Genomic DNA, 19,888 nt, shown 5'->3' on the forward strand with positions numbered 1-19,888 from the left:
TCCAGCATGACCACCGTCGAGCGCCGGGCCACGTCGCGCGTTGGCGGGACGGTCGCGCGAGGCGGGAGGCCCGCAACCCCACGCGGGTCTCGCTCGACCTTGTTGTCCAGAGGGTCCTGACCTGCGGTTTCGTGTTGCCGGGCCCCTTGTCTGGCGGGTATCCTTCGAACAGCTGATCGAATCTAGGGAGGGGTCGTGGGCGAGCTGCAGTCGGCACTCGACGCGCTCGCCGCCGACGACCTGCACGTCATGTTCGGCCCCCAGCTGCTCGAGCGCGCCGCCCAACTGCTCGCCGCCCGCAACCGCCTCGACGCCGAGCTCACCCGCACCATCCGCGAGGCCGACCTCACCTCCGCGGCCGAGTTCGACGGCCTGGCCACCATGCAGTCCTGGCTGCGCGGCCGCGGACACGCCGCGCCCGGCACGGCCGCCCGGCTCGTCCGCCACGGCCGCGCGCTGGAGCACCTGCCGGCCCTCACCGCCGCCCACGCCGCCGGCGCCGTCACCACCGACCAGGTCGACGTCGTCGCCCCGATCGCCGACCAGGCGCGGCGCACCGCCACCGCCGCGCAAGGCGTCGACCTGGGCGAGGTCGACCGGACGCTGGCGGCGCTCGCCGCCGAGGGGTCGGTCGCCCGGCTGCGGGCCGCGGTCGGGCACTACCTCGCGCGGCTGGACACCGATGGCCCCGAACCCGACCCGACCGAGGGCCGCGCGCTGTCCATCGCCGGCTACGGCGCCGGCAGTGTGCTGATCCGCGGCCAGCTCGACGCCGTCGGCGGGGAGAAGCTCCTGGCCGCGCTCGAGTCGATCGTGCAGGCCAACCGCCCCCAGGGCGACCGGCGCACCCGGGCGCAGCAGCTCGCCGACGCGCTGGTGCAGCTGGCCGACAAGCAGCTGGCCGCCGGCGACCTGCCGATCCTGCGCACCGTCAAGCCCACCGTCGTGGTCACCGTGCCGGCGGCCGACTTCCTCGACCCGACGACCGGGCCGGGCGCCGCGACCACGGCCTTCGGCAGCCCGCTGTCCGCCGCCGGTGCGCGCCGGCTCGCCTGCGACGGCAGCGTCCTCCGCGTCCTGCTCGACCCCGACGGGCTCCCGCTGGACGTCGGGCGCACCCGGCGGGTCGTCCCGCCGCACATCCGCAAGGCCGTCGAGCTGCGCGACCGGGCCTGCGTGTTCGCCGGCTGCGCGGCGCCCAAGCACTGGTGCGACGTCCACCACCTGATCGAATGGGTGCTCGGAGGCGTGACCAGCGTCGGGAACTCGGCGCTGCTCTGCGAGCGTCACCACACCAAGGTCCACCACGGCTTCCGGGTCCAGCGAGATCCCGGCGGCCGATGGCGCACCTACCGGCCCGACGGCACCGAGATCACGCTCAGCCCACCGCTGCTCGTCTGACAATGCGGCTGGCCGGGTCGGTCCATCGGTGATGGGCCATCACCGCTGCGGGAGCCGGTGTCCGGACGGCGTCGGCGGGGCAGGGGAGGGGGCATGACGCAGACCGCGGTCCCCGCAGCCCGGCTCCCCGGTGGCGGCAGCATGCCGCTCCTCGGATTCGGCACCTGGCAGATCACCGGCTCGCAGTGCTACGACGCCGTCCGCACGGCCCTGGACGTCGGTTACCGGCACCTCGACACCGCCACGCTCTACCGCAACGAGGCCGAGGTCGGCCGGGCGCTGCGCGACTCCGGCGTACCGCGGGACGAGGTCTTCGTGACGACCAAGCTGCCGCCCCGCAACGCCGACCGCGCCGCGCAGACGCTCGACGCCTCGCTCGACGCCCTCGGCGTCGACGCCGTCGACCTGTGGCTGGTCCACTGGCCGCCCGGCGGCGCCGGTGAGGACCTCTGGGCGCACTTCGTCGAGGAGCGGGAGGCCGGCCGCGCCCGGGACATCGGCGTGAGCAACTACTCGCTCGCCCAGATCGACGCGGTGACGGACGCGACCGGCGTCGCGCCCGCCGTCAACCAGGTGAGCTGGGCCCCGTCGAAGTACGACGCGGCGGTCGAGGCCGGGCACCGGGAGCGTGGTGTCGTCCTCGAGGGGTACAGCCCGTTCAAGAACACCGACCTCGACGATCCCGTCCTGCGCGGGATCGCCGACGCGCACGGGGTGAGCACCGCGCAGGTGGTGCTGCGCTGGCACCTCGACCACGGCGTGGTGGTCATCCCCAAGTCGGCCACCCCCGAGCGGATCCGCGCCAACGCCGCCGTCACCGGTTTCTCGCTGGACGACGACGAGGTGCGCCGGATCGACGGCCTGGCCCGGGGCTGACCGGCCCGGCCTGGCGGGGGCCGGGCCCCGGCGGCGAGGATGCGGGCATGACCTCTTCGCTGGGCACCCGCACCCTCGGCCGCGACGGCCTCGTGGTCCCCGCCCTCGGCCTCGGCTGCATGGGCATGAGCCAGATGTACGGGGCGGCCGACCGCGACGAGTCGATCGCCACGATCCACCGCGCGCTCGAGCTCGGCGTGACCTTCCTCGACACCGCCGACGTCTACGGCGACGGGCACAACGAGGAGCTGGTCGGCGAGGCGATCACCGGACGGCGCGAGGAGGTGCAGCTGGCCACGAAGTTCTCGCTGTCGCACAGCGGACGGCGGATCGACGGGCGGCCGGAGACCGTGCGCGCCCGCGCCGAGGCGAGCCTGCGCCGGCTGCGGGTCGACACGATCGACCTCTACTACCAGCACCGGGTCGACCCCGAGGTGCCGATCGAGGACACCGTCGGGGCGATGGCCGAGCTCGTGCAGCAGGGCAAGGTGCGCCACCTCGGGCTGTCCGAGGCCAGCGCGGCGTCGCTGCGGCGGGCGGTCGCGGTGCATCCCATCGCGGCGCTGCAGAGCGAGTGGTCGCTGTGGACCCGCGACCTCGAGGTGGCCGGGGGCGGTGGGACGGGCGAGGACACGGTGCTGGGGACCGCCCGGGAGCTCGGTATCGGCATCGTGCCGTTCAGCCCGCTCGGCCGCGGCTTCCTCACCGGGCAGATCAAGGATCCGTCGGACTTCGACGAGGACGACTTCCGGCGCAGCCACCCGCGCTTCCAGGGGGAGGCCTTCACCGCCAACCTCCGGCTCGTCGACGCCGTCCGCGCGCTGGCCGACGAGAAGGGGGTGTCACCCGGCCAGCTCGCGCTGGCCTGGGTGCTGGCCCAGGGCGACGACGTCGTCCCCATCCCGGGCACCAAGCGGCGCGCCTACCTGGAGGAGAACGTCGCGGCCGCCGCGGTCGAGCTCTCGACCGACGACCTGGCGCGGCTGGAGGCCATCGCGCCGCCGGGTGCGGCGACCGGCGGGCGGTACGCCGACGCGTCCTACCGGTACGGCGACAGCCCGGAGAAGGTGGCGTGACCGCCGACCCGACCTGCGGCGTCGCGCACGGCTCCGCGGCCGGCGAGGTGCACGGCGACCGGCTGCTGGTCGCCGTCTTCGCGTCGCCGGTGGCGGCGGCGCTGGTCCGCTACGGCGCCGACCTCGGCTACCGCACCGTGCTCGTCGAGCCCGACCCCGACCGGCAGCCGGACGGCTCGCCGGACGTGGTCGCGCGCGGCTTCGCGGAGCTGGGCGCCGAGCTGGCCGGCGGGCACGCCGACGTCGTCGTCACCGACCACCACCGCCCCGAGCTGGGCGAGCTGCTGCGCGACGCCCTGGCCTGCCCGACCCGCTGGATCGGCGTGATGGGCAACCCGCGGCACGAGGGGCCGCACGTGCGGGCGCTCGCGGCGCTCGGCGTGCCGCCCGAGGAGGTGGCTCGGGTGCACCGGCCGATCGGGCTGGACATCGGTTCGCGGACCCCGCCCGAGATCGCCGTCTCGACGCTGGCCGGGTTGCTCGCCGACCGCAACGGGCGCACCGGCGGCTTCGCGCACGGCCCGGCCGGCCGCTGACGGCCGGCGGCCGGCATGGGTGCGCCCGCCGACGTGGTGCTGGGGGCGGACCTGGGCACCAGCGGCCTGAAGCTGGTCGCGCTCGCCGTCGACGACGCGGCGGCGGGCACCACGGCCGGGGGCGGGCCGCCGGACGACCGGTGGGGCGGTCCCGGGGTCGTGGCCGAGGCGGAGGCCGGCTACCCCGTCGACCGGCCGAACCCCGGCTGGGCGCAGACCGACGTCGCCGCCGGGCGGCGCGCCTTCGACGCGGCGCTGGCCGCCCTCGCGCCGCGGCTGGCCGGGCGCCGGGTGCGGGCGCTGGGTCTGTCGGGGCAGATGCACGGCGTCGTCCTCGTCGACGCGGCGGGCGCGCCGGTCACGCCCGGCCTGCTCTGGCCCGACGGCCGGGCGGTCGCCGAGCTGCGCGGCTGGCGCGCGCTGCCGGCCGCCGACCGGGCCGCGCTGGCCAACCCGCTGGTGCCCGGCATGACCGGCCCGCTGCTGGCCTGGCTCACCGCGCACGACCCGGCGGTGGTCGGACGGGCGGCGGCCGTGCTGCTGCCGAAGGACGCGCTGCGCGCGTCGCTGCTCCCGGACGCCGACCCGCGGGTCACCGACCGCAGCGACGCCTCGGCCACCCTGCTCTGGGACGTCGTCGCCGACGGCTGGTCGGCGGCGGCCGTGGCCGCGGCGGGCGTGCCGCCGGCGCTGCTCCCGCGGGTCCGGCCGTCGGCGGAGGTCGCCGGCACCGCGCGGCTGCCGGCCGGTCCGGTCCCGGTCGTGGTCGGCGGCGCGGACACCGCGCTGGCCCTGCTGGCCGCCGGCACCCGCACCGGCCTGCAGGTCAACCTCGGCACCGGCGCGCAGGTGCTGCGTCCCGGCGCGACCCGCGCCCAGGCCGACGACCCACCGACCCACCTCTACGCCGACGCCGACGGCGGCTGGTACGCGATGGCGGCACTGCAGAACGCCGGGTCGGCGTGGTCGTGGGTGTGCGGGGTGCTCGGCCTGACCGACGCCGGATTGTTCGACCTGGCCGCGGCCGCGCCGGCCGGTGCCGGGGGGGTGCGCTTCGCGCCCTGGCTCACCGGCGAGCGCGGCGGCGTGGCCGCGCCCGGCGACCGGGGCGCCTGGACCGGCCTGTCGGCGGGGACCACGCGCGCCGACCTCGCCCGCGCAGCGGTGGAAGGCGTGGTCGCGGCGGTCGGTGCGGCGGCGCGGCTGCTCGGCGGCGCCGGGTCCGGTCCGGTCGTGCTCACCGGTGGGGGCGGGCGGGCGGCCGTCGTCCGGGAGCTGCTGGCCGGCGCGCTGGGGACGCCGGTGCGCTGGCTGCCGCTGCGCAGTGCGTCGGCCGTCGGCGCGGCGCTGCTGGCGGCGCGCGGGGTCGGCCTGCGCGTCGGCGTCGACCCGGGGGCCGAGGACGCGGTCAGGCCGGGTCGGACCGCAGGAGGGTGAGCGCGGCGTCGTGCAGGGCGCCGTTGCTGGCCAGCGCGCTGCCGCCGGCCGGGCCCTCCTTGCCGGTGAGGTCGGTGAACCGGCCGCCGGCCTCGCGCACGATGACGTCGAGCGCGGCGAGGTCCCACAGCGACACCTCGGGCTCGCAGGCCAGGTCTACTGCGCCCTCGGCGAGCAGCACGTAGCTCCAGAAGTCGCCGTAGGCCCGGGTCCGCCACACCGCGCGGGTGAGGCCGAGGAAGCCGTCGAGCAGGCCGCGCTCCTCCCAGCCCGACAGGCTGGAATAGGAGAGGCTCGCGTCGGCCAGGTCGCGCACGCCGGAGACGCGGCAGCGGGTGGCCGACTCCAGCCGGCGCCCGGTCCAGGCGCCGACGTCCTTGGCCGCCCACCAGCGGCGGTTGAGCGCCGGGGCCGACACCATGCCGACCACCGGCTCGTCGCCGTCGAACAGGGCGATCAGCGTGGCCCAGACGGGCACGCCGCGGACGAAGTTCTTGGTGCCGTCGATCGGGTCGAGCACCCACCGGCGCGGCCCGTGCCCGGTGACGCCGTGCTCCTCGCCGAGCACTGCGTCCCGGGTGCGGGCCCGGGCCAGCGTGATGCGCAGCTGCTCCTCGACCGCGCGGTCGGCGTCGGTGACCGGGGTGAGGTCGGGCTTGGTGTCGACCTGGAGGTCCTGAGCCCGGAACCGGTCCATGCTGATCGAGTCGGCCTGGTCGGCCAGCACGTGGGCCAGTCGCATGTCCTCGCTGAAACCCCGGCCCGACGTCATGGACACCGAACCTAGCGGGCCCTCAGTCGAAGACCGCGGCACTGACCCCGCTGGGTCCGTCGTACTCCCGGTCCTCGATGCCCTTCAGCGCGTCGAGCACCTCCTTGTCGCCGCCCTGCTGCTCGGCGTGCTTCACGATGTCGGCCTTGCCGGCCGGGTAGTCGATGCCGGACAGGGCCTTCTGGATGTCGATCGGGCTCACCATGGCGTCCCGGCTACCCGGCGCGTCCCGGCCTGATGCGCGGATACCGTCGGGGGGTGGAGGCCGCGACGATCGTGGGGCTGCTGGCCGACCCGGTCCGGCTCAAGGTCGTCGCCGCCCTCGCGCTGGGCGCCGGCACGATCGAGGAGGTCGCCGCGGCGGCCGCGCTGCCGCTGAAGGACGTCGCGCTCGCCGCGCGCCGGCTGTCCCGCGCCGGCCTGGTGCACCGCGACGGGCACGACCTCGCCCTCCGGACCTCGGTCTTCGGCCAGGTGGCCCGGGCCGCGGCCGAGGCGGTGCCGCCACCGGAGCCGCTGTCGCCCGATCCGGCCGAGGACGCCGTCCTGTCGGCCTTCGTCCGGGACGGGCGGCTGGTGTCGATCCCGGCGCAGGCCTCGAAGCGGCGGGTCGTGCTCGAGCACCTGGTGCGCGTGTTCGAGCCCGGCGTCCGGTACCCGGAGCGCGAGGTCAACGCCCTGCTGGCCGTCTGGCACCCCGACGTGGCCGCGCTGCGGCGGTACCTGGTCGACTCGGCGCTGCTGACCCGCGACGCCGGCGTCTACTGGCGCAGCGGCGGCTGGGTCGACGTCTGAGGACAGGCCCCGCTGCCCCCGCCGCCCGCGCGCTCCTGGCGGGACCCCGAAGTCGGTGGCCGCGCCGGCCGGCCCGCGCGCACACTCCCGACGTGCTCGTCCCCTCCGCCGACACCTTCACCGCCCTGGCTCGCTCGTCGCCGTGGCGCTGGTCGACGCTGCGGTTCACGGTCCGGTGGAGCGGCCCGTACCAGACCTGGCCCGAACCGGTGCGCGCGTGGCTCCGCAGGCCCGACGTCCTGCGGGTGGAGACGCTCGGTGGCCACCTGGTCCAGATCGTCCGCGAGCGGCGGAGCACCGCCGGGGTCATGACTCCGGAGGGCGGCCGCACCGTCGAGATCCCCTGGCCCGGCGACCCGGGGGCGCCGTCGCCGGAACTGCGCCCCGACGGGCTCGTCGCGGGCCGGACGCGGCCGTTCGAGCTGTCCGACGACCCGATGTTCCAGGACTACCGCTGGGTGTCGGTGCTCGACCCGGTCGAGCTGGCCGACGGGCGGGACCCGGCGACGGACGAACCCGTCCCGGCGCTCGCGCCGGACGCCGTCGTGGAGGTCGAGCACGCGGGTCGGCCGGCGTGGGAGGCCGTCGTCCGGACGACGCCCGGCTACGAGCCGCGCTGCGGGTGCTGCCCGCTGCTGCGCGACCGCCGTGTCGACGAGCTCGAGTGGGGGCCCGGCGCGGCGCAGCTGCCCGCGGTCTACCCGGAGGCGCACCGCGTCCGGCTCGACGTCGGCACCGGCGTCTGCGTGCTGACCGAGCAGATCGGCGGGTCCACCGCGGGCGCCGGGCACGACCTGCGCATCGAGGCGGTGGACGAGCCGATGGACGAGGAGCTCTTCACCGAACCGCCCCGCCGGCACGAGCGGTCCGGCCCGCCCCGACCCGGATGGGCGCCGCGCGATCAGTAGCCGGGGCCGAGCTGGCCCACGGCGTCGAGCAGCCGGCGGAAGCTGCCCAGCCGCTCGGCGCGGGCCGGTGGGCCGGCGGCGGCCCAGCCGTCGAGGGCGCAGTCGGGGTCGGCGGTGCCGTGCCCGCACAGCGGCGGGCAGTCCACCGCCGCCTCCGCCAGGTCGTCGAACGCCGCGAGGACGTCGTCGGCCGTGACGTGGGCCAACCCGAAGGAGCGGATGCCCGGGGTGTCGACGACCCGTCCCCCGCCCGGCAGGTCGAGCAGCACCGCCGAGGACGACGTGTGCCGGCCCTTGCCGACCTTGGTCACCTCGGCGGTCGCCCGCGCGGCGTCCGGCACCAGCCGGTTGACCAGCGTCGACTTGCCGACCCCGGACTGCCCGACCAGCACGCTCGTGCGCCCGCGCAGCCGCTCGACCAGCTCGTCGAGCGGCTGCGCGCGGGACACCGCGACCGCCTCGACCTCCAGGCCGGCGTAGCGGTCGAGCAGCGGCTGCGGGCTGCCCAGGTCGGTCTTGGTCAGGCAGAGCATGGGCGCGAGCCCACCGGCGTAGGCGGCGACCAGGCAGCGGTCGATGAAGCCGGTCGCGGGCTCGGGCTCGGTCACCGAGGTGACCACGACCAGGTGGTCGGCGTTGGCGACCACGACCCGCTCGGTGGGGTCGGCGTCGTCGGCGGTGCGCCGCAGCACCGTCGTCCGCTCCTCGATGACAACGATGCGCGCCAGGCTGTCGGTGCGGCCGCTGGTGTCGCCGACGATCCGCACCCGGTCGCCCACGACCACGCCGTGCCGGCCGAGCTCGCGGGCGCGCATGGCGGTGACGTCGACCGGGGGGCCGCCCGCGCCGTCGAGCCGCACCGTCATCCGGCCCCGGTCGACGGCGACGACCAGCCCGTGCACGGCGTCGGCGTGGCGGGGCCGCTGCCGCGTGCGCGGCCGCGAGCCCCGGCGGCTGGGCCGGACCCGGACGTCGTCCTCGTCCGAGCGGCTGTCGTGCCGGCGCGGGCTCAGCGCCCGACCTCCGCCGGCGTCCCGAGCAGGCCGGCCCAGCGCTCCCGGAAGTCGGGTAGCGTCTTGGTCACCGCCCCGGGGCCGGTCACCTCGACGCCCGGGATCGCCAGCCCCAGGACGGCGGCGGCGTGCACCATGCGGTGGTCGGCGTAGGAGTCGACCCGGGCCGCGCGGCGCGGGCCCGGCGTGATGCCCAGCCCGTCGGGCAGCTGCTCGACCCGCGCCCCGACCGCGGTGAGCACCTCGTCGAGGGCCTGCAGCCGGTCGGTCTCGTGCCCGCGCAGGTGGCCGATGCCGGTCAGCCGGGACGGTCCACCGGCCAGCGCGCACAGCGCCGCGAGCACCGGGGTGAGCTCGCCGACCTCGCCGAGGTCGGCGACCAGCGGCGCGATGGAGGCGCCGCCGGTGACGCGCAGACCGTCGGCGGTGCGCTCGACCGCGGCGCCCATCGCGGTCAGCAGCCGGTCGAGCTGCGCACCCGGCTGCGTGGTCTCGGTCGGCCAGTCGCGCACGGTCACCCGGCCGCCGGTCACCAGGGCGGCGGCCAGGAACGGCGCGGCGTTGGAGAGGTCCGGCTCGAGCACCCGGTCCACGGCGGCGACCGGGCCGGGGGAGACCCGCCAGCCGCGGCCGGTGGCGGCGACGTCGACACCGTGCTCGCGCAGCGTCGTCACCGTCATGTCCACGTGCGGCATCGACGGCACCCCGCCGGCGAGGGCCAGGTCGATGCCGTCGTCGAAGCGGGCGGCGGCCAGCAGCAGCCCGGAGACGATCTGGGAGGACTCGCTCGCGTCGACCGTCACCGGGCCACCCCGCACGCCGCCGCGGCCGTGCACGGTGAACGGCGCCCGCCCGCGGCCGCCGTCGTCCACGGCCACGCCGAGGTCGCGCAGCGCGGCGAGCAGCCCGGCGTTGGGCCGCTCGCGCAGCCGCGGGTCGCCGTCCAGCCGCACCGGGCCGTCGGCCAGCGCGGCCACCGGCGGGAGGAAGCGCAGCACGGTGCCGGCGAGGCCGGCGTCCACCTCGGCGGGGCCGCGCAGCGGGGCCGGCTCGACCAGCCAGTCGGCGCCCTCGTCGGTCACGCCGACGCCGAGGGCCCGCAGGCCGGCGGCCATCAGCTCGGTGTCGCGGGCCCGCAGGGGACGCACCAGCCGGCTCGGCCCGTCGGACAGCGCGGCGAGCACGAGGGCCCGGGCGGTCAGCGACTTCGAGCCGGGCAGAGCGACCTCGGCGTCGACCGGGTTCGCGCGGTGCGGCGTCGTCCAGACCTCGGGCACCCCTCCATCCTGCCCGGGGCGGTGTCCCCGCCGCAGGGGCCCGCCGCGAGCGTGCGGGTGGCGGGGGTCAGCGGGGTCCTTACTACTTCTTCTTCGCCGGCAGGGTGCGCACCAGCCGCCGGTTGGCGAACTCGAACATGCCCAGCTCCGACAGCTCCCGGCCGTAGCCGGACCGCTTGACCCCCCCGAACGGCAGCTCGGGCGACGAGCCGGAGGGCTGGTTGATCCAGACCATGCCCGACTCCAGCCGGTCGGCCACCGCCCGCGCCCGGTCCAGGTCGCTGCTGTAGACGACGGCGGACAGCCCGTAGTCGGTGGCGTTGGCCAGCTCCACCGCCTCGTCCTCGTCCCGGGCCCGGTAGACCACCGCGGCCGGGCCGAACAGCTCCTCGCGGTAGGCCCGCATCTCGGGCGTGACGTCGGCCAGCAGCGTCGGCTCCACGAAGGCGCCGGGGACGTCGGGGCGCCCGCCGCCGGCGAGCACGGTCGCGCCCTTGTCGACGGCGTCGCGGATCTGCGCGGCGAGGTCCTGCGCGGCGCGCTCGGACGACAGCGGCCCCAGCGTGGTCGCCGGGTCGGCCGGATCGCCGGGCCGGAAGCCCGCGAAGGCCTGCGTGAGACCCTCGACGACGTCGTCGTAGACCTCGTCGAGCACGATGAGTCGCTTGGCCGCGATGCACGCCTGCCCGGTGTTGGCCATCCGGCCCATCGTGGCCGCCTTGACCGTGCGGCCGACGTCGTCGGCGTCCAGGACGACGAACGGGTCGCTGCCGCCGAGCTCGAGCACCGACTTCTTCAGGTGCCGCCCCGCGATCTCGGCGACGCTCGCGCCGGCCCGCTCGCTGCCGGTCAGCGTCACGCCCTGCACGGAGCGGTGCGCGACCACCTTCTCGACGTCGGCGATGCGCAGGAAGACGTTGGTGTAGACGCCCTCCGGGGCGCCCGCGTCGCGGAACAGCCGCTCGAGGGCGAGCGCGCACTGCGGGTTCAGCTCGGCGTGCTTGAGCAGGATGGTGTTGCCGAGCACGAGGTTCGGCCCGGCCACCCGCACCGCCTGGTACAGCGGGTAGTTCCACGGCTCGATGGCCAGCAGCACGCCGATGGGCTCGTTCACGACGACGGCCTCGCCCTGCATCACGTCGATCGGCCTGGGCTCCAGGAAGCGCGGCCCGTTCTCGGCGTAGTAGGCGAGGATGCTCGCCGCGAGCTGCACCTCCCCGGCGGCCTCCTTGATGCGCTTGCCCATCTCGCGGGTGATCAGCGCGGCCAGCTCGTCGCGGCGCTCCAGCATCAGCTCACCGGCGCGGCCGACGACGGCGGCCCGCTCCTCGACCGGCCGCGCGCGCCACTCGCGGTGGGCGGCGGAGGCCCGGTCGACCACCTCGTCGATCCCCGAGGCGTCGAGGAAGGGGAACTCGCGCTCGGTCTCCCCGGTGTAGGGGTTGACCGTGGCGTAGGGCCGGTCGGCGGCGTCACTGGCGGTCTTCGGTCGCTCGGTCGTGGTCACCCCTCGATCCTGGCCCCGGCAGCGTTCCGGCTCCAGCCCGGACGGCGATCGGCCGGGGACGACGGACGCCGGGCTCCCCGACGCGGCCGCGGTGTCGGTGGGCGCACCTACAGTCGGGGGTGTCCCGACCGCCGCGAACAGGAGCCGCCGATGTGCGGGCGCTACGCCGCCAGTCGCCGTCCCGAGGACCTCGTGGTCGAGTTCGAGGCGGTGCGGGCCGAGGGGCAGGCCGCGCTGCCGGCCGACTACAACGTCGCCCCGACCAAGGACGTGCACGTCGTCCGCCACAAGCGGGAGCGCGACGCCGAGGGGCGGCCGACCGGCGGGGGGCACCGCGAGCTCCGCGTCGTCCGGTGGGGGCTGGTGCCCTCCTGGGCCAAGGACCTCTCGGTCGGCAGCCGCCTGCTCAACGCGCGCGTCGAGTCGCTGACCGAGAAGCCGGCGTTCCGCTCGGCCGCCCGGTCGCGGCGCTGCCTGGTGCCCGCCGACGGCTGGTACGAGTGGGCCAAGCGGCTCGACAGCCCGCGCAAGCAGCCGTACTACATGACCCCGGCCGACGGCTCGGTGCTCGCCTTCGCCGGGCTGTGGGAGGTCTGGGGGCGCGGCGAGGACCGCGTCTACACCTGCACCGTGATCACCGCGCCGGCGGTCGGCGCGCTGACCGAGATCCACGACCGCATGCCGCTGGTGCTGCCGCGCGACCGGTGGGCGGACTGGCTGGACCCCCAGCGCGACGACGTCGAGCAGCTGGCCCTGCCCACCCCGCCGGAAGCCGTCGAGGCGCTGGAGCTGCGGCCGGTCGGCCCCGCGGTGGGCAACGTGGCCAACAACGGCCCGGAGCTGCTCGCCCGCGCCGAGTCGGTTGCCGAGCCGGCCGACCAGCCGGCGCTGTTCTGACGTGGCGGGCAGCTGACGTGGCGGGCAGCTGACGTGGCGGGCACCGCGCACCCGTCCCGTCCCGGACCGGGGGCCGGCGCACCGGATCCGCCCGCGGGGGAGCCGGGCCGGGCCGCGCACCCGCCGGTCCCGCCGCCGCCCGGTGGGGCGCTGCCCGGCTGGGTCGCGGCCGCGGTCACCTTCCTCTGCTCGGGTGCCGTGCTGGTCCTGGAGATCGTCGGGCTGCGGCTGATCGCCCCCTACGTGGGCGTGACGCTGCAGACCAGCACCGCCGTCATCGGCTTCGCGCTGGCGGCCATCGCGCTCGGCGCCTACACCGGCGGCCTCACCGCCGACCGCACCGACCCCCGCCGGCTCATCGCCTCCCTCATGGTCGGCGGCGGGGCCCTGGTGGTGGCGGTGCTGCCGCTGGTGCGCTTCACCGGGTCGCTGCTCACCGGCACCGACGCGGGCGGGGTGCTGTTGCTGGCCGCCGTGGCCGTCGTCGTCCCCGCGGCGCTGCTCTCGGCCGTGCCGCCCATGGTGGTCAAGCTGCAGCTGGCCACGCTGACCGAGACCGGCTCGGTGGTCGGGCGGCTGTCGGGCATCGGCACGCTCGGAGGCATCGCCGCGACCTTCGCCACCGGCTTCCTGCTCGTCGCCGTCCTGCCGAGCAGCGTGATCCTGGTGGCCACCGGGCTGCTCACCGTCGCCGCCGGTGCCGCGGTCGGCGTCCTGCTGCGCCGGCGCGCCGGCGCCGGCACCGGCCGCGTGCCCGCCCACCTGCTCGTGCTGGCGGTGGCCGGGTCGCTGCTGGCCGCCGTGGCCCCGACGCCGTGCGAGGAGGAGACCGCCTACCACTGCGCGCGGGTGGTGGCCGACCCCGGCGACGACTCGGGCCGGGTGCTGGTGCTCGACACGCTGCGGCACTCCTACGTCGACCTCGACGACCCGACGCACCTGGAGTTCGAGTACGTCCGGGCGATCGCGGCCGCGGTGCGGGCCTCGGCGCCGGCCGGCGAGCCGCTGTCGGCGCTGCACGTGGGCGGCGGCGGGATGACCCTGCCCCGCTACCTGGCCGACGTGCGCCCCGGCACGCAGAGCCGGGTGCTGGAGGTCGACCCCGGCGTGGTCGCGATCGACCGCGAGCAGTTGGGTCTGGCGACGTCCGACGACCTGCGGGTCGAGGTCGTCGACGGGCGCGTGGGGCTGGGCACCGAGGCGCCGGGTGGGCGGGACGTCGTCGTCGGCGACGCCTTCGGCGGGCTCTCGGTGCCGTGGCAGCTGACCACGCGCGAGGCGATGGAGCTCGTCGACGCCGCACTGGCCGACGACGGGGTCTACGCCGTCAACCTGATCGACCACCCGCCGCTGGACTTCGTGCGGGCGGAGCTGGCCACCATGCGCGCGGTCTGGCCGCACGTGCTGCTGCTGGCGCGCGCGCCCGTGCTGGCCGGCGACGACGGCGGGAACCTGGTCGCGGTCGCCTCTCGCTCGCCGCTGCCGGCCGAGCGCCTCACCGCGACGCTGCCGGACTTCGACCTGGCCTGGCACGTGGCCGAGGGTGCGGAGCTCGACGCCTTCGTCGGGGACGCGCGGGTGCTGACCGACGACTTCGCCCCCGTCGACCAACTGCTCACCCCGTACGGCTGACCGAGGACCCCTGCCCCGCAACTCGCAGCTCGCGGCGGACCCTGCCGGGGGCCGTCCCAGGCCCTCACCTGGCGATGGCGGCGGTGTGCGCGCGGGTGAGCGCCACGAGGTCGGCCGGCGCGAGCTCCACCTGCAACCCCCGGCGTCCGGCGCTGACCAGCACGGTCGGGAAGCCGAGGGCCGAGGAGTCCACCACGGTCGGCAGCGGCTTGCGCTGCCCGAGCGGGCTGATCCCGCCGCGCACGTAGCCGGTGGTCCGCTCCGCGTCGGCCGGGTCGGCCATCGCCGCCTTGCGGCCACCGGCCGCCGTGGCCAGCGCCTTCAGGTCCAGGCTGCCGCTGACCGGGACGACGGCCACGGTGAGCGCCCCGTCGACCCGGGTGACCAGCGTCTTGAACACCCGGCGCGGGTCGGCGCCCAGCGCCGCGACGGCCGCCTCGCCGTAGGAGACGTCGGAGGGGTGCTCGGGGTCGTAGGGGTGCAGGGTGTGCGCCACGCCCGCCCGTTCGAGGGCCGTCACCGCCGGGGTCGCCGCCACGGGCGGGCAGCGTAGCCGCGGCGGCCCTGACCGTGCCGGGGAATGGGCGCACGCGGCGGCGCGGTTGAACGCCGCGTGAGCAGCACCCGATCGACGACCCGCCCGCGCGCCGCGCGCCGCCGACCGCTCAGCCGGCCGGACGGCCGCCCCGATGCCGCGCGACTAGGATCGGCCGACGTGGCCGCCCGGCCCCGGGCGCCGCAGAGAGGACGGTCGGTGCCTGAGGAGCCCACGGGCGACAGCCCCGCCGAGCAGCCGGACGAGGTGACCGATCAGCCGGCGGTGGAGGTCCCCGAAGCTCGGGAGGGCGGCAGCCGGGCCGGGGAGACGGAGAGCCGAGCCGAGCGCGACGCCCGCTTCGAGCGCGACGCGCTGCCCTTCCTCGACCAGCTCTACCCGGCCGCGCTGCGGATGACCCGCAACCCGGCCGACGCCGAGGACCTGGTCCAGGAGACGTTCGTGAAGGCCTACTCGGCCTTCCACCAGTTCGCCGAGGGCACCAACCTCAAGGCCTGGCTGTACCGGATCCTGACCAACACCTACATCAACAGCTACCGGAAGCGGCAGCGCCAGCCGCAGCAGTACCCCACCGAGCAGGTGCAGGACTGGCAGCTGTACGCGGCGGAGGAGCACACCTCCAGCGGCCTCCGGTCGGCCGAGATCGAGGCGCTGGACCACCTGCCGGACTCCGACATCAAGGAGGCCCTGCAACAGCTGCCCGAGGACTTCCGCCTCGCGGTCTACCTGGCGGACGTCGAGGGCTTTGCCTACAAGGAGATCGCCGAGATCATGGGCACGCCCATCGGCACGGTGATGTCGCGGCTGCACCGTGGTCGGCGGGGTCTGCAGAAGCTGCTGGCCGACTATGCCCGCGAGCGCGGTTTCGTCCGCGCCGGGGCCGGCGAGGAGGCGAGCCGGTCATGAGCGAGCACGAGCCGCTCGAGATCAACTCCTGCGACGACGTCCTCTCCCACGTCTTCGAGTTCCTCGACCACGAGACCGACGACGCGCGGCGCGCGCAGATCGCCGCGCACCTCGAGGACTGTTCCCCGTGCCTGCGCGAGTTCGGCATCGAGCAGGAGTTCAAGGCGCTGGTCCGCCGCCGGTGCGGCGGCGACGTCCCGCCACCGGGGCTGAAGGACCGCATCAAGCTGCAGCTGACCACCGTCTCCTTCGAGGAGGACGGCACGTCGGTGAGCGTCGAGAGGGTCACGCACGAGCGGGTGCGGGTCGAGCGAACCGGGGAGCGCCCCACCGCCTGACCGGGCGGGGCGCCCCCGAGGGGGCCACGGGCGGCCGCGTCGCCGTCAGGCGTTCGGCCGCTTGCCGTGGTTGGCCTTGTTCCCCTTGCGGGAGCGCCGCTTGCGTCCACGCTTGGACATCGCTGCCCTCCTCTCACCCTGCCGAGGGGTCTGCCGACCCCGGATCCCTCGCAGGCGGCACCCGCGCCGGGACGCTGCGTGCGTCGTGCGGAGGCAGCCGCCAAGCTGACGTCGCAAGCTTCTCACGTTCCGCTGCAGCGCCGCGGCGGGCGTCGGGGGCGGGAGGGGAACACCGTGGCACTTCCAGGCATCGAGAGCGTGCTGGTCGCCGGGCGGGGACCGGCCGCCTGCGCCGTCATCGCGGCCTGTTCCCGGCTCGGCGTGAAGTCGGTCGCGGTGCACTCGGACGTCGAGCGCTCGGCGCGGCACGTGCAGCTGGCCGACGAGGCGGTGCTGCTCGGCCCGGCGCCGGCCGCCGAGTCCTACCTGGCCGTCGACCGCCTCGTCGAGGCCGCCCGCCGCACCGGGGTCGCCGCCGTCCTGCCCGTGCCCCCGGCCCTGGCGGGCAACGCCCGCCTGGCCGCCGAGGTCGCCCGGGCCGGCCTCACCTGGGTGGGACCGGACGCCGAGGTGCTGGAGCGGCTGGGAGGCGACGGCGTGGAGCCGGCCAGCGAGCGCGGCTTCCTCGCCCTGGTCACCGGCGACGGCCTGCGCTATGCGACACCCGTGGAGCGTGACCGGGCGGCCGGCATCGCCCGCGTCTCGTGGACGCCGAACCGCCCCGCTCCGCTGCCCGCCGCCGCCCGCCGCCTGGTGGACGTCGGCTGGCGCGGGCTGGTCACCGTGGGCATCGCGGCCGACGGCTCCCTCGCCGAGGTCGCCGCCGGCTTCTCCCTCGACGTGGCGGTCCTCGAGCGCGCCCACGGGGTGGACGCCGTGGCGCTGGCCCTGCGCACCGCCGTCGCCGGGCAGGTGGACGAGCACCCGGCGCCCACGGATGCCGCACCGCTCAGCGCCGTCGCCGTCCAGCTGCGCTCGACCCTGCCGCCCGGCAGCGAGGGCCGGGTCTCCGGCCGGCTGCCCGGCCTCCAGCGGCCCGCCGACGCGGGGCCGGACGCCGAGGTCGTCGCAGTCACCGGCTACGCGCCCGGGGATCGCCTCGACGGCTGGTACGACGCGCTGCTCGCGACGGTGAGCGCGGCCGCTCCGGACGTCGCCGCGGCCGGCCGCGCCGCGGCGCGGCAGCTGGACGCGCTCCCGGAGATCGGCGTGCCGCACGACGGTGCCGAGGTGCGGGCCGTGCTCGACCGGCTGGCGGGCGACAGGGCCGCGCCCGTCCGGTGAGCTCGGCGGCCTGCGCCGCGACGGTCCGGGCGTGCCGGCGTGCTTGGATGACCGCTGCGCCGGTGGCGGCGGCGCCCCGGCCCGGCACCGGTGGACCGGTCACCGGTGGGCGCCACCGGCCGGACGGGGCCACGACGACGCAGGGGAGGGCCGGGTGGCGGTCGAGGAGATCCACGCCGAGATGGTCTCCAGCGTGCACAAGGTGCTGGTCGAGGCCGGCAGCCAGGTGACCGCCGGCGACACGCTGGTCGTCCTCGAGTCGATGAAGATGGAGATCCCGGTGCTCACCGAGCGCTCGGGCACCGTCCGGGAGCTGCACGTCGTCGAGGGCGAGGTGCTGCAGGAGGGCGACCTGATCGCGGTCGTCGACGCCTGAGGACGGTCCCCGTCTCCGAACTCCCGCGGGCCGAGGCCTGCCTCGGGACGGGGGCCGCGCCGTGCGTCACAGGTCGCGGGCGTACACCAGCAGGTCGACCCCGGGCAGCGGCGACCAGTCGCGCTCCGGCAGCCGGGTGAAGCCCAGCCGGTCGTAGAGCCGGTGTGCGGCCGTCATCCGCGGATCGGTGGACAGCACCATCCGGCGCCGGCCGGCCGCGCGCGCCCGCGCCAGGCAGGTGGTGACCAGCAGCTCGCCGATCCCGCGGCCCCGCGCGGCGGGGTCAACGACGAGCATCCGGAAGGCCGCCTCGTCGGGCGAGGCCGTCACCTCCCCGAAGTCGCCGCCGAGCACCAGCGCCACGCTGCCGACGACGGTCCCGCCGTCCCGGGCCACGAGCAGCTCGCTGCGGCCGGCCCGTCCGGCGACGTCGGCGAGCTGCGCCAGGTACCGCGGCGAGGCGAACCCCTCGTCGCGGTAGACCGACACCGTGAGCTCCGCGATGCGCGGGAAGTCCTCCCGGTCGGCTGGCCCGACGGTGGTGCTGCGGGGCGGTGACGTGTCGACCACCCGGGCAGCGTAGGTCGCGGGGGGCGCCGGTCCCCGCCGGACGACGGCCACGTCCGCCGGACGACGGCCACCTCGGCCACGTCGGCCACCCTGACCGCGGGGCGGCCGGACCGGCGGGACGACCTAGGCTCGGCGGCACCATGAGCAGCCTGTCGGAGCGCCTCACCCGCGGCTCGGCGTCCAGCCCCTCGCAGGTCGACCACGCCCGGCGGCTGGTGGCCGACTGGCAGCTGCTGGCCGACCTCGCCTTCGCCGACCTGACGCTGTGGGTACCGCTGCGCAGCGGGTCGTGGTGGTGCGTGGCGCAGGTGCGGCCGCTCACCGCGCCGACCAGCCGGCCGGAGGACCTGGTCGGCGCGGAGGTCGACGGCCTGACCGCCGCGCCGTTCGTGGTCGCGCACACCGAGGGCCGCCCGGTCACCGAGGGGGAGCCCGACTGGTCGGGACCGGTGCCGCGGCGCCGCGAGGTGATCCCGGTGCGGCACGACGGCGTCGTGGTCGCGGTGCTGGCCAAGGACACCAACCTGGCGGTCACCCGGTCGCCGTCCACGCTGGAGCTGACCTACCTCGACATCGCCGCCGACCTCTGCCTGATGGTGTCGGCGGGGACCTTCCCGCCGCAGAAGCTGCTCGACGCCGAGCTGGCCCCGCGGGTCGGCGACGGGCTGGTGCGCCTGGACGCCGACGGCCGGGTGGTCTACGCCAGTCCCAACGCGCTGTCGGCGTACCGCCGGATCGGCGTGCCCGGCGACCTGGTGGGCACCGACCTGGTCGCCGTGACGCGCGCCGTGGCCGCCGACCGGGTGGCCGGTGAGGCCGTGGCATCCGGCATCGCCGCGGCGGGGACCGGCCGGTTCCCCGATCCCATGGACGTCGAGGGCGCGAGCGCGACGATGCTCGTGCGCGCCCTGCCGCTCCAGCCCCCCGGCGGGCCGGCCGGCACGCTGGTGCTGGTCCGTGACGTGACCGACGTCCGCCGGCGGGACCGGGCGCTGTTGACCAAGGACGCCACCATCCGGGAGATCCACCACCGGGTGAAGAACAACCTGCAGACGGTCGCCGCGTTGCTGCGGCTGCAGGCGCGCCGGATGACCGAGCCGGCCGCGCGGGCCGCGCTCGAGGAATCGGTGCGCCGCGTGGCCTCGATCGCGCTGGTGCACGACACCCTGGCGGGCAGCCGGGAGGACGTCGTCGTGGTCGACGAGGTGCTCGACCGGGTGCTGCCGATGCTCGGTGACCTGGCCTCGATCGGTCCGGTGGCGCGAACCCGCCGGACCGGGACGATCGGGGAGCTGCCGGCCGCGACGGCCACCCCGCTGGTGATGGCGGTGACCGAGCTGCTGCACAACGCGGCCGAGCACGCGTTCCCCGACGGCGAGTCCGGGTGCATCGAGCTGGTGGCCGAGCGCGACGGCGACGACCTCGTCGTCCGGGTGCGCGACGACGGGCGGGGCCTGCCCGACGGCTTCGACCTCTCGGCCACCGACGGGCTGGGCCTGCAGATCGTGCGCACCCTCGTGGTCGGGGAGCTGGGCGGCAGCCTCGCCATGCGGACGCCGGAGGGCGGCCGTGGGACCGAGGCGGTGCTCGCCCTGCCCGGCGCCGGGCGCCCGCGCCGCTGATCCAGTGGCCGCGGGGTCGTGAGGAGTGGGGGCCCGGAGGGTCCCCGCG

Annotated in this window: 22 protein-coding genes; 14 read left to right on the top strand and 8 right to left on the bottom strand. The window is 76.6% G+C overall.

Going from position 1 to position 19,888, the window contains the following annotated elements:
- The first annotated feature begins 195 nt into the window (after positions 1–195).
- From OF117_RS04905 to OF117_RS04925, 5 genes are all read left to right on the top strand, one after another.
- Positions 196–1,401, top strand: coding sequence for an HNH endonuclease signature motif containing protein (locus OF117_RS04905; protein WP_263551683.1), 1,206 nt, complete (start codon positions 196–198; stop codon positions 1,399–1,401).
- Between the two features lie 93 nt (positions 1,402–1,494).
- Positions 1,495–2,277, top strand: a complete 783-nt coding sequence (locus OF117_RS04910; protein WP_263551684.1) for an aldo/keto reductase — start codon at positions 1,495–1,497, stop codon at positions 2,275–2,277.
- 47 nt (positions 2,278–2,324) lie between these two features.
- On the top strand, positions 2,325–3,353 hold the full coding sequence (locus tag OF117_RS04915) for an aldo/keto reductase (protein ID WP_263551685.1): 1,029 nt from the start codon (positions 2,325–2,327) through the stop codon (positions 3,351–3,353).
- Positions 3,350–3,889, top strand: coding sequence for an XdhC family protein (locus OF117_RS04920; protein ID WP_263551686.1), 540 nt, complete (start codon positions 3,350–3,352; stop codon positions 3,887–3,889). Before OF117_RS04915 ends, OF117_RS04920 begins: the two co-directional genes overlap by 4 nt.
- A gap of 15 nt (positions 3,890–3,904) precedes the next feature.
- Positions 3,905–5,326, top strand: a complete 1,422-nt coding sequence (locus OF117_RS04925) for an FGGY family carbohydrate kinase (RefSeq protein ID WP_263551687.1) — start codon at positions 3,905–3,907, stop codon at positions 5,324–5,326.
- Here OF117_RS04925 and hisN read toward each other — a convergent pair.
- A complete protein-coding gene (gene hisN / locus OF117_RS04930) occupies positions 5,298–6,098 on the bottom strand; it encodes a histidinol-phosphatase (RefSeq protein WP_263551688.1) in 801 nt (266 codons plus the stop codon). The two genes, OF117_RS04925 and hisN, sit on opposite strands and share 29 nt — an antisense overlap.
- 22 nt (positions 6,099–6,120) lie before the next feature.
- On the bottom strand, positions 6,121–6,303 hold the full coding sequence (locus tag OF117_RS04935; RefSeq protein ID WP_263551689.1) for a DUF2795 domain-containing protein: 183 nt from the start codon (positions 6,301–6,303) through the stop codon (positions 6,121–6,123).
- A 53-nt stretch (positions 6,304–6,356) separates the two neighbouring features.
- On the opposite strand from OF117_RS04935, the gene OF117_RS04940 reads away from it, so the two are divergent.
- Both OF117_RS04940 and OF117_RS04945 read left to right on the top strand, forming a co-directional pair.
- Positions 6,357–6,893 carry a DUF2087 domain-containing protein gene (locus OF117_RS04940; RefSeq protein ID WP_263551690.1) on the top strand — a complete coding sequence of 179 codons (537 nt, stop codon included), beginning with the start codon at positions 6,357–6,359 and terminating at the stop codon, positions 6,891–6,893.
- A gap of 92 nt (positions 6,894–6,985) precedes the next feature.
- Positions 6,986–7,801 (top strand): hypothetical protein, encoded by an 816-nt coding sequence (locus tag OF117_RS04945; RefSeq protein ID WP_263551691.1) that lies wholly within the window; start codon positions 6,986–6,988, stop codon positions 7,799–7,801.
- Here the strand turns inward: OF117_RS04945 and rsgA are convergent.
- The 3 genes from rsgA to OF117_RS04960 form a co-directional block, all read right to left on the bottom strand.
- Positions 7,795–8,703, bottom strand: a complete 909-nt coding sequence (gene rsgA / locus OF117_RS04950) for a ribosome small subunit-dependent GTPase A (protein WP_263551692.1) — start codon at positions 8,701–8,703, stop codon at positions 7,795–7,797. The two genes, OF117_RS04945 and rsgA, sit on opposite strands and share 7 nt — an antisense overlap.
- A 107-nt stretch (positions 8,704–8,810) precedes the next feature.
- Complete coding sequence (gene aroA, locus OF117_RS04955; RefSeq protein WP_263551693.1) at positions 8,811–10,091, bottom strand: 3-phosphoshikimate 1-carboxyvinyltransferase; 1,281 nt, start codon at positions 10,089–10,091, stop codon at positions 8,811–8,813.
- Between the two features lie 82 nt (positions 10,092–10,173).
- Complete coding sequence (locus OF117_RS04960) at positions 10,174–11,598, bottom strand: NAD-dependent succinate-semialdehyde dehydrogenase (protein WP_263551694.1); 1,425 nt, start codon at positions 11,596–11,598, stop codon at positions 10,174–10,176.
- Positions 11,599–11,748: 150 nt separating this feature from the next.
- Here OF117_RS04960 and OF117_RS04965 point away from each other — a divergent pair, with 150 nt between their 5' ends.
- Positions 11,749–12,495 (top strand): SOS response-associated peptidase, encoded by a 747-nt coding sequence (locus OF117_RS04965; protein ID WP_263551695.1) that lies wholly within the window; start codon positions 11,749–11,751, stop codon positions 12,493–12,495.
- A gap of 33 nt (positions 12,496–12,528) precedes the next feature.
- Positions 12,529–14,127, top strand: a complete 1,599-nt coding sequence (locus OF117_RS04970) for a fused MFS/spermidine synthase (RefSeq protein ID WP_263551696.1) — start codon at positions 12,529–12,531, stop codon at positions 14,125–14,127.
- Between the two features lie 64 nt (positions 14,128–14,191).
- On the opposite strand, the gene ybaK is transcribed toward OF117_RS04970, so the two are convergent.
- Entirely contained in the window at positions 14,192–14,665 is a 474-nt protein-coding gene (gene ybaK / locus OF117_RS04975; protein WP_263551697.1) for a Cys-tRNA(Pro) deacylase, read from the bottom strand.
- Between the two features lie 216 nt (positions 14,666–14,881).
- Here ybaK and OF117_RS04980 point away from each other — a divergent pair, with 216 nt between their 5' ends.
- Both OF117_RS04980 and rsrA read left to right on the top strand, forming a co-directional pair.
- On the top strand, positions 14,882–15,589 hold the full coding sequence (locus tag OF117_RS04980; RefSeq protein ID WP_318014219.1) for a sigma-70 family RNA polymerase sigma factor: 708 nt from the start codon (positions 14,882–14,884) through the stop codon (positions 15,587–15,589).
- Positions 15,586–15,927 carry a mycothiol system anti-sigma-R factor gene (rsrA, locus tag OF117_RS04985; protein WP_263551698.1) on the top strand — a complete coding sequence of 114 codons (342 nt, stop codon included), beginning with the start codon at positions 15,586–15,588 and terminating at the stop codon, positions 15,925–15,927. The genes OF117_RS04980 and rsrA overlap by 4 nt, the downstream gene beginning before the upstream one ends.
- A gap of 45 nt (positions 15,928–15,972) precedes the next feature.
- On the opposite strand, the gene OF117_RS22230 is transcribed toward rsrA, so the two are convergent.
- Positions 15,973–16,047, bottom strand: coding sequence for a 50S ribosomal protein bL37 (locus OF117_RS22230; RefSeq protein WP_014377707.1), 75 nt, complete (start codon positions 16,045–16,047; stop codon positions 15,973–15,975).
- Positions 16,048–16,221: 174 nt separating this feature from the next.
- Here OF117_RS22230 and OF117_RS04990 point away from each other — a divergent pair, with 174 nt between their 5' ends.
- A complete protein-coding gene (locus OF117_RS04990; RefSeq protein ID WP_263551699.1) occupies positions 16,222–17,271 on the top strand; it encodes a biotin carboxylase N-terminal domain-containing protein in 1,050 nt (349 codons plus the stop codon).
- Positions 17,272–17,425: 154 nt separating this feature from the next.
- Positions 17,426–17,647, top strand: coding sequence for a biotin/lipoyl-binding carrier protein (locus tag OF117_RS04995; RefSeq protein WP_263551700.1), 222 nt, complete (start codon positions 17,426–17,428; stop codon positions 17,645–17,647).
- Between the two features lie 66 nt (positions 17,648–17,713).
- Here OF117_RS04995 and OF117_RS05000 read toward each other — a convergent pair whose 3' ends face one another.
- Complete coding sequence (locus OF117_RS05000) at positions 17,714–18,217, bottom strand: GNAT family N-acetyltransferase (protein WP_263551701.1); 504 nt, start codon at positions 18,215–18,217, stop codon at positions 17,714–17,716.
- Positions 18,218–18,357: 140 nt separating this feature from the next.
- Between OF117_RS05000 and OF117_RS05005 the strand changes: the two genes are divergently transcribed.
- Entirely contained in the window at positions 18,358–19,839 is a 1,482-nt protein-coding gene (locus tag OF117_RS05005) for a sensor histidine kinase (protein ID WP_263551702.1), read from the top strand.
- The last annotated feature ends 49 nt before the right edge of the window (positions 19,840–19,888 follow it).

Origin of the sequence: Geodermatophilus sp. YIM 151500, from assembly GCF_025716945.1 — a bacterium.
In the GTDB taxonomy this organism is placed as follows: Bacteria; Actinomycetota; Actinomycetes; order Mycobacteriales; family Geodermatophilaceae; genus YIM-151500.

Bases quoted from the DNA above. Each gene is read 5' to 3' on its own strand.
- OF117_RS04910 (WP_263551684.1), top strand. From the start codon at position 1,495: ATGACGCAGACCGCGGTCCCCGCAGCCCGGCTCCCCGGTGGCGGCAGC.
- OF117_RS04915 (WP_263551685.1), top strand. From the start codon at position 2,325: ATGACCTCTTCGCTGGGCACCCGCACCCTCGGCCGCGACGGCCTCGTG.
- OF117_RS04925 (WP_263551687.1), top strand. From the start codon at position 3,905: ATGGGTGCGCCCGCCGACGTGGTGCTGGGGGCGGACCTGGGCACCAGC.
- hisN (WP_263551688.1), bottom strand. From the start codon at position 6,098: ATGACGTCGGGCCGGGGTTTCAGCGAGGACATGCGACTGGCCCACGTG.
- OF117_RS04935 (WP_263551689.1), bottom strand. From the start codon at position 6,303: ATGGTGAGCCCGATCGACATCCAGAAGGCCCTGTCCGGCATCGACTAC.
- OF117_RS04965 (WP_263551695.1), top strand. From the start codon at position 11,749: ATGTGCGGGCGCTACGCCGCCAGTCGCCGTCCCGAGGACCTCGTGGTC.
- rsrA (WP_263551698.1), top strand. From the start codon at position 15,586: ATGAGCGAGCACGAGCCGCTCGAGATCAACTCCTGCGACGACGTCCTC.
- OF117_RS05005 (WP_263551702.1), top strand. From the start codon at position 18,358: ATGAGCAGCCTGTCGGAGCGCCTCACCCGCGGCTCGGCGTCCAGCCCC.